Genomic DNA, 13,065 nt, shown 5'->3' on the forward strand with positions numbered 1-13,065 from the left:
GAATCCTGCCGTCGAGGTCGAAGACGAGCTGGAAGTACGGCTCCCGCCCCACCGCGTCGAGCCGGGCGGCCAGTTCCAGGTCCCGGGCCGCCTGCCCGGGATCCCTGTCCGCGGCGCCGGCCAGGGCGCGCGGGGCGCGTTCGCCGTCGAAGACGCCCCACCACTCGACCTCGGCCAGCCCGAGCTCGCGGGCCAGGCGGGCGCTCTCGCGGCTGAGGTAGGGATAGGCGCTGACACGGCCGGGGAAGTGCGGCAGCCGTACCCGGTCGAGCGGGCGCAGCGCGCCGCGGACCTGCCGGTGGCCGCGCCAGGCGGCCTGCGGGGTGGCGTACTCGCCGGTCAGGGAGGCGATGTAGTCGAGGGCGGCGGCCTTGGTGAAGCGGTCGAGGCCGCCGACATGGGCGACGAGCCGGGACGGCGCGGGCCCCGCCATCGCCCGCGGCAGCAGCGCGGACAGGCCCGGCATCATGCCCGCCGCCAGCACGGCGCCGCGGGGCCCGCCGGGCGCCCGCAGGGCCAGGCCGGTGAGGGGGTCGAGGTCGAGCCGGTCGCCCGCGACGTCCACGTAGTGCGCTCCCGCGGCCAGCGCGGCCCTGGCCACGGTGTCGCGGATGTCCGAGGACGGCCCCGCGCAGTTGACCACCACCTCGCACCCGGCGCAGAACCGGGCCAGCGCGGCGGCGTCGTCCAGGTCCAGGATGACGGCCTCGTCGTCCGGCCCGGCCAGGGCGCGCACCCGGGCGGGGTCCCGGCCGCCGAGCCGCAGCGGGCCGGGCAGCCGTCGGGTCAGCGCGCGGCCGACGGCGCCGTAGCATCCGCTCACGCCGATGGTCATGACTCCTCCAGCACGGCGGCGACCTCGTCCACGTGGGGCGGGCGCAGGCAGGTGAAGTGGTCGCCGGGCACGTCGGTGACGGTCAGCTCGCCCAGGCACAGCTCCCGCCAGAAGCCGGTCATGTCGTCGCGCAGCCACGGCAGGAAGCTCGTGCCGCCGCGCTGGCGCAGGAAGGCGATGTCGCCCGCGTACGGCTCCGGCTCGTGGGCGGCGACGGCCAGGAGGCTGTGCCGTACCACCTGGAAGGAGGTGGCGACGTGCCGCTCGACGTCGGGGCCCGCGGTCCCGGAGGTGGCGGCGTGGCCGATCGCGGCCAGCCGTTCGGCCTGCGGGCGGGCGGCCTGGGCGCGGAAGGCCGCGGCGGCGGGGGCGAGGTCGCCGGTCAGCGCGGTGACCGAGCCGGCGGGCACGCGGCCGGGGTCCTCTCGTAGCAGGGCGGCGAAGACCTTCGCCATCAGCTCCTCGTCGGCGGGGTAGCCGGCCGCCGCCGGGTCCACGCCCATGACCTTGGCGAAGACGTACTCGGCCACGAGGTCGTCCTCGATGGTCCGGGGCAGCGTGTAGCTGCTGACCACGGTGAGGGCGCTGACGTCGGCGCCGGACTCGGTCAGGTTCCTGGCGACCTCGGTGGCCAGCAGGCCGCCCATGCAGTAGCCGACCACGTGGAAGGAGTGCGCGCCGGTCTCCAGGAGGGTGCGGGCGTAGCGGGCGGCGCGGCGGGCGATCAGGCCGCGCGGCTCCTCGGCCAGATAGGCGTCCACGTCGGTGATCGCGAGTCCGGCCAGCGGGCCGCCCTTGGCGGTCAGCAGGCGGGACAGTGCGCGGTAGGGGGTGAGGGTGCCGCTGCCCTCGTGGACGAGCACGCGCAGCGGCCCGTCGCCGGGTGGATCGCCGCCGAGCGGGATCAGCGGCGTGCGCTCGGCGGGGGCGCCGTCCTCCTCGGCGGCGCCGTCGCGCAGGCCGTCGGCGAGCGCGGCCACGGTGGGCTGGTGCAGGATGCGGCGGACCAGGTCGTCCCAGTGCGCATCGGCCGCGGCCGGTACGCGCTCGCGCAGCGTGGCGGCCAGCTTGGCGACCACCAGCGAGTCGCCGCCGAGGTCGAAGAAGTCGTCGTCGCGGTTGACCGTGCCCACGCCGAGCACCTCGGCCCACACGCCGGCGAGCGCGCGTTCGAGGTCGTCGCGGGGCGGCCCACCGGCCGAGGCGCGGCTCGCGGCGGCGCGGGGCAGCCATGAGCGGAGCGTGGTGGAGTCCACCTTGCCGTTGGCCGTCAGCGGCAGCTCGTCGACGATCTGCAGGTGGGCCGGGATCATGTAGTCGGGCAGCCGCCTGGCCAGGTGCCCGGCCAGGCCCGCGACGTCCAGGGGCCGCCGGTCGGTCTTGAACCGGGCGGCGAACACGTTCTGGCCGAGCGGGCCGGTCACGTCGCCGGGGCCGGGCAGGCAGACGGTCGCGCCGGCGCCCGCCTCCCGCAGCAGGCCGAGCCACTGGTCCCGGCCGAGGAAGGTCTGGTCGAGGCCCTGGCGCAGGTCCTCGTAGTCCCATTTGCGGGGGTCCTTGTCCGGCATCATGAACTCCATCGAGGTCATGATCTGGTAGCTGTCCCGCGTGGTCTCGATGAAGACCAGCCAGCCGCCGGGGCGCAGCATGCGTACCAGCCGCTCCAGCACGCGGCCGGCGTGGCGGGAGTTGTGCAGCACGTTCGCGCAGAGGATGACGTCGAAGTCGTTGGGCGCGTAGCCCTGCGCGCGGAAGTCCTCGTTGATGTCGAACAGGCCGTAACGCACCCAGGGCAGCTCGCCGAAACGGGCGCGGGCCTCGTTGATGAAGAAGGGCGAGACGTCGGTGAACAGGTAGTCGGCGTCGTGCCCGGCCAGGGCCGGGATCGTCCGCGCGCTGGTGCCGCCGACGCCCGCCCCCGCCTCCAGCACGCGCAGGCGGCCGGGGTGCCCGGCGGCGATGCGGCGCAGGATCTCGACGGCGGCGTGGTTGACGTAGCGGCTGATGATGTTCTCCCGGTAGGCGGCCTCGGAGATCTCCAGGCGGCCCTCCGGGAACAGCAGCGGCAGCGGGTCCAACTCGTCCCTGACCAGTTCGGGCAGGTGGGCGGTGCTGGTCCTGAAGTAGGCGATCAGCTCGGCCGGGTAGCTGTCCTCGCGTTGCAGCTCGCCGACCGCGCGCCAGGCGGCGTCCAGGTCGCCGGGACCGGCCGTGCGGACGGCCGTGCGCACGCCGGCGGGACCGCGTTCGAGGTAGCCCTCGTGCTCCAGCACGCGCAGCCAGCGGCGCACCAGCCGGTGGTGGCGGGGCGCGGCGTCGAGGGCCGCGATGACCTGCTCGGTCGTGGCGGTGTCCCCCACCTGCCGGAACAGGCCGCGGGTGGCGAGGGCGCGCACGATGCCGACGACCGCGGCCCGGTCCAGGCGGGCGATGAACTCGGTCAGCTCCTCGCGGGAGATGTGCGCGGTGTGCGGGTCGCCCGCGCGCGATCCGGCCGCGCGCAGCTCCTCCGCCGCCCCGTCCATGACCTCCGGGGTACGGCGGGCCGGCTCGGCGAACGCGGCCAGGCGGCGCTCCATGCCGTCGCCGTCCACCAGCACGTGCGCGGCGGCGACCGCGGGATGGTCCTGGACCGCGGCCTCGACCTCGGCCGGTTCGATCCGGTGGCCGCGGATCTTGACCTGCCGGTCCTCGCGGCCCAGGAACTCGATCAGCCCGTCCTCGCGGTAACGTCCGAGGTCGCCGGTGCGGTAGAGGCGTTCGCCGGTCGCGGGGTGGCCGACGAAGCGCCGGGCGGTCTTGCCCGGGTCGCCGAGGTAGCCGAGCGCTACGCCCGCGCCGCCGATGTACAGCTCTCCCGCCACCCAGTCGGGGCAGGGGCGCAGGTGGTGGTCCAGGACGTGGAAGGTCTGGTTGGCCAGCGGCTTGCCGTACGGGACGCTCGTCCAGCCGGGCTCGGGCTCGCCGATCGGGTGGAAGATCGACCAGATCGACGCCTCGGTGGCGCCGCCCAGGCTGACCAGGTCGAGCCGGGGCAGGCGGGCGCGGATGGCCGGGGGCAGCGTGATCGGGATCCAGTCGCCGCTCAGCAGGGCCAGCCGGAGCGTCGGCAGAGTGGTCTCCGGCTGCGTGGCCAGGTAGTGCTCCAGCATCTGGAGCTGGGCGGGCACGGAGTTCCAGAGGGTGACGCCGTGCTCGGCGACCAGCCGGGCCCAGCGGGCCGGGTCGCCCCTGCCCGCGGCGCCGGGCAGCACCAGCGTGCCGCCCGCGGCCAGGACGCCGAAGACGTCGTAGACGGACAGGTCGAACCCCAGCGCCGCCAGGCCGAGGACGCGGTCGGCCGGGGTCACCGAGAAGCGGCGGTTGATGTCGGCGACGGTGTTGAGGGCGGCCTCGTGGGAGATCATCACGCCCTTGGGGTCGCCGGTGGAGCCCGAGGTGTAGATGACGTAGGCCAGGTCGCCCGGCCGCGCGGCGCTTCGGGGGACGGAGGTGGTGGCGGGCGCCAGCGTGTCCACGTCCAGGCAGCGCACGCCGTCGGGACGCTCGCCGATCCACGACTGGGTCAGGACGGTGTCCACACCGGCGTCGGCCAGGATGCGGGCGCGCCTGGCGGGCGGCTGGCCGGTGTCGACCGGCAGGTAGGCGGCTCCGGCCAGCAGGATGCCGAGCGCGGCGACCACCTGCTCCCAGCCTTTGTCCATGAGGATCGCCACCGGCGCCCCGCCTCGGGCGAGGGGCTCCGGCACGGCGGTGGCGGGGGTGAGGGCTGCCGGCACGGCGGTGGCGGGGGTGAGGGGTTGCGCCGCGGGGCCGCCTCGGGTGAGGGGCTCCGCTCGGGCGGTGGCGGGGGTGAGGGGGTCCGCCATGGGGCCGCCTCGGGTGAGGGTTTCGGCTACGGCGGTGGCTCGGGCGAGCAGGTCGCCGTATGTCAGCGTGCGGTCTTCCGCGATGACGGCGGGCGCGCCGGGGGTGGTGGACGCGCGGGCGACGACCGGCTCGTGCAGCAGCCCGCCGGGGCGCGGCGCCGCGGTGGCGTTCGCGCGTTCCCGCCGCGCCTCCTGTACGGCCGGCAGCCCCACGGGCGAGGCCGCCGCCCACGCGTCGTCGCCGGCGGCCAGGTCGGCCAGCAGTTCGCGCAGCGCCCCGAACAGGTCCTCGGCCAGCCCAGCCGGGAGCACGCCGTCGCGCACGTCGGCCCTGACCTCCAGGGTCCCGTCCTCGACGAGGGCCTGGCAGTCGATCCACACCTGCGGCGTCTGGCTCCTGCCGTACACCACGTCGCCCATGCCGTCGCCGGCTTCGCCGAGCCCGAGGGTGCTGGTGAAGACGACCGGCATGAGGGCGGCGTCGCGGCCCTTCGTGCGGGCGATCTCGCGCATCACCTCAACCCCGGAGTGGAGCCGGTGGTCGAGGTCCTGCCACAGCCGGGCCTGGAGCGCGGCGGCGCGGGCGGCGAAGGTGGCGTGCGCGGAGCCGTTCACCTCAAGGAGGCTGACCGTGGTGAAGTCGCCGACGAGCGCGTCCACCTGCGGGTGGAGGGGGCGGCGGTTGAGGAGGGTGAGGTTGAGGCAGAAGGCGGGCTGGCGGCTCCAGCGGCCGACGACCTCGGCGAAGGCGGCCAGCACGGCGGTGGAGGGGGTGATGGCGTGCGCGGCGGAGCGCTCGCGCAACGCCTGCCACTGCCCGGGCGCGAACCTGGCCAGGTGGCGGGTGAACGAGCCGCCGGCCTGGGCGCGCTCGTCCTCGCGCAGGGGCAGTTCCGGCGCGCCGGGCAGGGTGGCGAGGCGCTCCTCCCAGTATGCGCGGTCGCGTTCGCGGGCGGGGCCGTCGCGTTCGCCCCGGGTGGCGGCCACGTAGTCGCGGAAGGTGATCTCCAGGGGCGGCAGGTGCGCCGCGGGGTCCTGGTAGAGGGTGTTCAGCTCGGTGAGCAGGAGCTGGATGCTCATGTAGTCGGCGATGAGGAAGTCGACGGAGACGTGCAGCAGGTCGCGTCCGTCCGTGCGGGTGATCCGGAGCTCGAACAGCGGCCAGGCCGCCGGATCGTAGACGCGGCTGTCCATGGCGGCCCTGACGGCCGTCAGGTGCGCCTCGGTCTCGGCGGCGGGGCGGCCGGTGAGGTCGGTGGTCTCGATGCGGTAGCGGGGCCGGTCGGGGGCGGTGACCTGGTAGCCCTCCGGGTGGACGGTGGCGCGCAGCATGTCGTGGCGCTCGATCAGCCGGTTCCAGGCGTCCTCGGCGCGGCCGGGGTCCAGGCCGGTGAAGGCGAGTTCGGCGTAGACCTGGCAGGCGGTGCCGCCGTAGTCGTAGGCGGCGCCCCGGCCGAGCAGGTAGGCGGCCTGGACGTCGGTGAGCGGGAACGGCTCGTGGCGGGCGGCCGGGTCGGGGCGCAGCTCGGGCTGGGCGGGGCGGCTCAGCTGCTCCAGCAGCGCCTCCTTGTGGGCGGCCAGCAGGGCGCGCCGTTCCTCGGTGAGGACGCCCTTGGGGGCGCGGAAGCGCAGCCGCCCCGACTCCGCCCACAGGTGGACGCCCTCCCGGGCCAGTTCGGCGATGAGCTGACCGGCTGTCATAGCGAGCCCTCCTCGAAGGCTGAGTCGTCGCGGTGGTCGATCAGGGCGGCGTGCTCGGCGATCGTCGGCCCGGCGAACAGTTCCCGCAGCGGGAGGTCGGCGCCGAACTCGATCCTGATCTCCTCGGCCAGGCGGGTGGCCAGGACGCTGTCGCCGCCGAGCGTCACGAAGTTCTGGTGCCTGCCCACGTCCGGCAGGTCGAGCAGGGACCGCCAGATCGCGGCGAGGGCCTGCTCGGTGGGCCCGGCGGGCGGGGCGTCGCGGCTCTGGCCGTCGGGTTCGCGGGCCAGGCGGGCGAGGGCGGCGCGGTCGATCTTGCCGTTCGCGCCGAGCGGGAGGTCGTCCAGCGGGGTGATCGTGGCGGGGACGGCGTAGGAGGGCAGGCGGTCGGCGAGCCGGTCGCGCAGGTCACCGAGGTCCCCGGCTGGGACGACGAAGGCGGCCAGGTGGCGATCCACCTTGGTGGCGACGGCGCGCTCGACGTGGGGGTGGGTGAGCAGGGCGGCTTCGATCTCGCCGAGTTCGATCCGGTGGCCGCGGATCTTGACCTGGTGGTCGAGACGGCCCAGGAACTCCAGGGTGCCGTCGGGCCAGTAGCGGCCCATGTCGCCGGTCCGGTACCAGCCGCCGGTGAACTTCGCGGCGGTCGTCTCCGGGTCACCGCGATAGCCCTTGGCGACCCCGGCCCCGCCGATCCACAACTCGCCCGCCACCCAGTCCGGGCAGTCCCGGCCCGCAGCATCGACGACGCGGAAGCACTGGTTGGCCAGGGGCCTGCCGTAGGGGACCGACACCCATTCCGGTGGCACCTTGGCGGGGACCGGGCAGTAGTTGGACCAGATCGACGCCTCGGTGGCCCCGCCCAGGGCGATCAGCTCGCAGTCGGGGGCGGCGCGGCTGAGCCTCGCGGACAGGTCGAGGGGGACCCAGTCGCCGGACACCATGGCCAGGCGCAGTGATCCCAGGGTGCCCCGGTCGGCGGTGAGCAGCATGTCGAGCAGGGCCGGGACGGTGTTCCACACGGTCACCCCGTGCTCGGCCACCAAGGCGGCCCAGCGGGCGGCGTCGCGGCGCTCGTCCTCGCCGATCATGACGAGGGAGCCACCTGCCGACAGCAGGCCGAACACGTCCCACACCGACAGATCGAAGTCGAGCGCCGACACCGCCAGAACCCGGTCCTCGGCGGTCACACCGAAGCGCCGGTTGACGTCCATGACCGTGTTCACCGCGGCCTGATGGGAGATCTCGACGCCCTTCGGCTCACCGGTGGACCCCGAGGTGAAGATCACATACGCGCTCGCCTCCGGATCCACCTCGACCGGAGCCTCCAGCGGCGGCCCGGAGGGCAGGTCGGTGAGGGTCAGGCGGACGCCGGCGCGGCGGAGCATCCGCTCCCTGCGCAGCTCCGGCTGGTCGGCGCCGATGGGCACGTAGAGCGCCCCGGCCGCCAGGATGCCCAGCACGGCGGCCACCTGGTCGGCGCCCTTCGGCAGGCAGACGGCCACGGCGTCGCCCGGCCGTACACCCTGCTCGGCCAAGGAGCCCGCCACCCGCAGCGCCCGATCCGACAGCTCGCCATAGGAGAGGCCGGGACGGATCGCGATCCGGGACGGATCGCGGCGGGCCCGGTCGAAGAAGCGGGAGTGGAGGGTGCCCCCGGGCGGGGAGGTGGCGGTGTCGTTGGCGCCGGCGCGGGAGACGAGCTGCTCCGACGGGGTCAGGCAGGGGACGGCGGCGGCCCAGTCATCGGTGGACAGGCGCTCCAGCATCCCGGCGAAGGCGGCGAACATGCCGTCCAGGACGCCGGGCGGGAAGAGGTCCTCGACGGCGTCCCAGTTGACCAGCAGGTCACCGTCGACCTCGACCACCTGGTGGTCCAGCCAGACCTGCGGCGTCTGCGAGACGCCCCAGAACGGCTCGGCGAACAGCGCGCCGGACGGGGTGGCGTCCATGCCGAGCGTGCTGGTGAACACCACCGGCATCGCGGCGTCGGCCGTACCGGTACGCCTGGCCAGCTCGCGCATCACCCACAGCGCGGAGACGTCGCTGTGCTCCAGGTCGCGCACGACCCGGCGCTGCAGGCGGCGGGCGCTGTCCAGCCAGGTACGGCCCGGCTCGTAGGCGACCAGCAGCAGCGAGGTGAAGTCGCCCAGGACGGTGTCGATGTCCGGGTGCACCTCGCGGCGGTCGAACAGGGTCAGGTTGATCGTCATGTCGCGGCGGGCGCTCCAGGCGCCGAGCGCCTCGGCGAACGTGGTGGCCAGCACCGTGGACGGGGTCAGGTCGTGTGCCCTGGCGGCGTCCTTGACGGCCTGCCACCGCTCGGCGGGCACGCGGGCCTGGCGGCGGGTGAAGCGCGGGCGGCCGACGCGCTCCGGCTCCTCGGCCAGCGGGAGCTGCGGGGCGGGCGGCAGTTCGGCGACCCGCTCCGACCAGTACTCCTGTGCCCGGCGCAGCGCCCGCGGGCCCGGCTTGACCGTCAGCACGTAGTCGCGGAACGAGGGCCCGGCGGGCGGCAGTTCGGCGGCCGGGTCGTGGTAGAGCGTGTCCAGTTCGCGCAGGAGAGTCATGGTGCTGAGCGCGTCGAGGATGATGTTGTCGAAGCTGACGCCCAGCCGGGTGCGGCCCGCGCCGTAACGTACGGCCCTCACGTCGAACAGCGGCCACCGGGTGGCGTCGATGAGCTGGTGCGACATGTCCGCGCGCAGCCCGGCGAGCGCCTCGTCGGCGTCCTCGCCCGCCTCGGTGACCGCGATGGCGAAGCGGGGCGTCTCGGGCAGCACCCGCTGGGTGCCGTCGGGCAGGAACACCGCGCGCAGCATCGCGTGCCGCTCGATGAGACGGTTCCAGGCCGCTTCCAGCCGGGGCAGGTCGAGGTCCTCCAGGTCGTACTCGGTGTAGAAGTGGCAGCCCACACCGCCGAGCGCGAAGTCGTCGGTGCGGCCGAGCCAGTAGGCGCGTTGCACGTCGGTGGGCGGGAAGGGCTCGTGGCGGTGCTCCGGGTCGGCGCGCAGCGCGGCCCGCTCGCCCTCCTCCCGCCCCGGCGTCAGGGTCGCGGCGAAGGCGGCGAGCTCGGGATGGTCGAACAGGTTCGTCAGCCGCCCACCGGACACGCCGCCCTCGCGCAGCCGGGTGATGAGGCGGGTGGCCAGCAGGCTGTCACCGCCCAGCGTGAAGAAGCTCTGGTCGCGGCCGACCGCGGGCAGCTCCAGCAGTTCGGCCCAGATGGCGGCGACGGCGCTCTCCACGCCGGGCAGCGGCGGCTCGAACGGCTCGTCGCGCTGCTCATGGCCGGCGAGGATGCCTCGCACCACCGTCCTGTCGATCTTGCCGTTGGGGGTGAGCGGCAGGTCCCGCACGGGCACGATCCGGTCGGGGATCATGTACGGCGGAAGCCGTTCCGTCAGCCGGTCGGGCAGGTCGCCGAGGTCACCGTCGCTGACGACCACGGCGGCGAGGCGGCGGTCGATCTTGGTGGCGACGGCGCGCTCGACGTGGGGGTGGGTGAGCAGGGCGGCTTCGATCTCGCCGAGTTCGATCCGGTGGCCGCGGATCTTGACCTGGTGGTCGAGACGGCCCAGGAACTCCAGGGTGCCGTCGGGCCAGTAGCGGCCCATGTCGCCGGTCCGGTACCAGCCGCCGGTGAACTTCGCGGCCGTCGACTCCGGATCGCCCCGGTACCCCTTGGCGACCCCGGCCCCGCCGATCCACAACTCGCCCGCCACCCAGTCGGGGCAGTCCCGGCCGAGCCCGTCGACCACGCGGAAGCACTGGTTGGTCAGCGGTCTGCCATAGGGGACGGAGACCCAGTCGGACGGCACGTCTGCCGGAACCGGGCAGTAGTTGGACCAGATCGACGCCTCGGTGGCCCCGCCCAGCGCGATCAGCTCACAGCCGGGGGCCTCACCGGCGAGCCGGGCGGACAGGTCGAGCGGCACCCAGTCGCCGGAGACCATCGCCAGGCGCAGCGAGGTGAGCGCGGACTCGGTGCCCGTGAGCAGCATGTCGAGCAGGGCCGGGACGGTGTTCCACACGGTCACCCCGTGCTCGGCCACCAGAGCGGCCCAGCGGGCGGCGTCGCGACGCTCGTCCTCGCCGATCATGACGAGGGAGCCACCCGCCGACAGCAGGCCGAACACGTCCCACACCGACAGATCGAAGTCCAGCGCCGACACCGCCAGAACCCGATCCTCGCCGGTCACGCCGAAGCGCCGGTTGACGTCCACGACCGTGTTCACCGCGGCCTGGTGGGAGATCTCGACACCCTTCGGCTCACCGGTGGAGCCCGAGGTGAAGATCACATACGCGCTCGCCTCAGGGGTCACCTCTACCGGGGCCTCCAGTGGCGGGCCGGAGGGGAGGTCGGTGAGCAGGAGCCGGGCTCCGGCGCGGCGCAGGATCTGGTCGCGGCGGGCCTGGGGCTGATCGACGCCCACCGGGACATACAGGGCTCCGGCCGCCAGGATGCCCAGCACGGCCGCGACCTGGTCGGCGCCCTTCGGCAGGCAGACAGCCACGGCGTCGCCCGGCCGTACACCCTGCTCGGCCAAGGAGCCCGCCACCCGCAGCGCCCGATCCGACAGCTCGCCATAGGAGAGGCCGGGACGGATCGCGATCCGGGACGGATCGCGGCGGGCCCGGTCGAAGAAGCGGGAGTGCAACGTGCCCTCGGGCAGGGGCGTCTCGGTCGTTTCTGGAGCGGGGCGGGACGGGTGGGGCGGAGGCGCGGACCAGTCCTCGGTCAGGAGCCAGTCGATCAGGCGGTCGTAGGCGGCGGCCATGCCGTCCAGGACGCCGGGCGGGAAGAGGTCATCGACGGCGTCCCAGTTGACCAGCAGGCCGCCGTCGACCTCGACCACCTGGTGGTCCAGCCAGACCTGCGGCGTCTGCGACACCATCCAGCCGAGCGTGCCGAGGCCGCGCTGGACGTCCTCGGTGACCAGGTCGCCCATGCCCAGCGCGCTGGTGAACACCACCGGGGCGCTCACCTGGTCGTGGCGGCCGCCGCGGTTGAGGTCGCGCAGGACCTCGACGCCGGTGTAGGCCGAGTGCGCCACGTCGCGCTGGAAACGCGCCTGCAGCGAGGCGGCCCGCTCGGCGAACGTCTGGGGCCGCGACAGGTCCACCTCCAGCAGGATGAGGTTGCTGAAGTCGGCCACCATGTGCTCGACCTCGGGGTGCGGCAGGCTCCGGTCGAACAGCGGGGCGTTGAGCACGAAGCGGGGCGAGGCGCTCCACGCGCCGACGACCTCGGCCAGCGCGGCGGCCAGCGTCATCGGCAGCGTGAGGCCGTGGGCGCGGGCTCGCTCGGACAGGCGTTCCCGGTCGGCGGCGGTGATCCTGCGGTCGCGGCGGACCACCCGTACCCGTTCCAGCTTTCCCGGCTCCACGGCGAGCGGGAGTGCCGGGCCGGGCGGCAGGCCGGGCAGGCGTCCGGACCAGTAGCGGCGGTCGGCCTCGCGGTCGGCGGCGCGCTGCCGCTCCTGCCCGGCGAGGTAGTCGGGGAAGCCGTAGGTCAGCGGGGGCAGGGTGCCGCCCCGGTAGAGGGTGGCCAGGTCCTCCAGGAGGATCTGGATGCTGCGTACGTCGGCGACGAGCAGGTCGATGTTGGCGTGCAGGCGGTGGGCGCCGTCCGGCAGCAGGGAGAGCGTCAGGTCGAGCACCTCGCCCCGTTCCACCTCCAGGCGGCGGTGCGAGAGGCCTTCGCGCACCGCCAGCAGGCGCGCCTCGGTGTCCGCCGCTTCGCGCAGGTCGTGGACGGTGAGGCCGGGCCACGGACTCCGCGGCAGGATCTGCTGGGTGGCGTCGTCGAGGAAGCGGGCGCGCAGCAGCTCGTGCCGGTCGAACAGGGCGCGGGCGGCGCGTTCCAGTGCGTCGGGGTCGAGGCCGCGGCCGTCGAACTCGGCGTAGAAGTGGCAGCCGACGCCGCCGAGCACCTGGCGGTCGCGGCGGCCGAACCAGTAGGCGTGCTGCAGGGGCGTGAGCGGGAAGGGGGCGTGCCGGTCGGGCGGCCCGGTCTGCGGGGGCGGCGGTGCGACCGGACCGCCCGAGTTCAGGAGGGTGTGCCAGGAGGCGAGCGTCGGCGACTCCATCAGGTCGCCGAACTTGACCACGACGCCCTGACGCTGCCAGTCGTTGGCGAGCTGCATGATCCGGATGGAGTCGGCGCCCAGGGCGATGAGATCGTCCTGCGCTCCGAGCTCCTCGGGCGCGACCCCGAGCAACTCGGCCGCCGCCCGCGCGATCTCCCGCAGTCCGAGATCCGGCCGCTGCGGTCTTCGCGAGCTGGTCTCCGGAACGTCCCGTTCATCCCGTCCAGCCGGTACGGCCAGCGAGTCCGTCGCCAGCACGGGCAACGCGCCGCGCCGCAACAAGTTCACCAACTCGGCCGTCTCCCCCGCCAGCGAGCCCGGGGCGAGTGTCACCACCGTCTCGGCCACCTCGCCGCAGGCGTCCAGGACGGCGGCCCGCACCCGCGCGGCCGACGGCCCGCGATCGCCGTCCGCCTCCACCAGCAGCACCAGCCCACCACCGGGAACCATCTGCACGGCACGGCAGGCCAGCCCGGTCAGCTCGCTCACCGGCGCCTCGAGCTCAGGCGCGGAAAGCAGCCGATCCTGAAAAGGCAGACGCGTCGCTGTTTCCGTCATAGTCAACAAC

At 74.4% G+C, this 13,065-nt stretch carries 3 protein-coding genes; all 3 read right to left on the bottom strand.

All coding sequences use genetic code 11. The annotated features are described in order from the left end of the window. Window positions 1-835 (bottom strand): saccharopine dehydrogenase NADP-binding domain-containing protein (locus ACFWYW_RS54005; protein ID WP_379641375.1); only part of this gene is annotated, 835 nt, incomplete at its 3' end. Beyond that, entirely contained in the window at window positions 832-6,405 is a 5,574-nt protein-coding gene (locus tag ACFWYW_RS54010; protein WP_379612762.1) for an amino acid adenylation domain-containing protein, read from the bottom strand. The genes ACFWYW_RS54005 and ACFWYW_RS54010, both read right to left, overlap by 4 nt. Next, on the bottom strand, window positions 6,402-12,986 hold the full coding sequence (locus tag ACFWYW_RS54015; protein WP_379641376.1) for an amino acid adenylation domain-containing protein: 6,585 nt from the start codon (window positions 12,984-12,986) through the stop codon (window positions 6,402-6,404). Before ACFWYW_RS54015 ends, ACFWYW_RS54010 begins: the two co-directional genes overlap by 4 nt. Window positions 12,987-13,065: the final 79 nt, after the last annotated feature.

This window comes from Nonomuraea sp. NPDC059023 (assembly GCF_042740095.1).
Taxonomy (GTDB): Bacteria; Actinomycetota; Actinomycetes; order Streptosporangiales; family Streptosporangiaceae; genus Nonomuraea.

Coding starts and splice junctions, on each gene's coding strand:
- ACFWYW_RS54010 (WP_379612762.1), bottom strand. CDS start 6,405: ATGACAGCCGGTCAGCTCATCGCCGAACTGGCCCGGGAGGGCGTCCAC.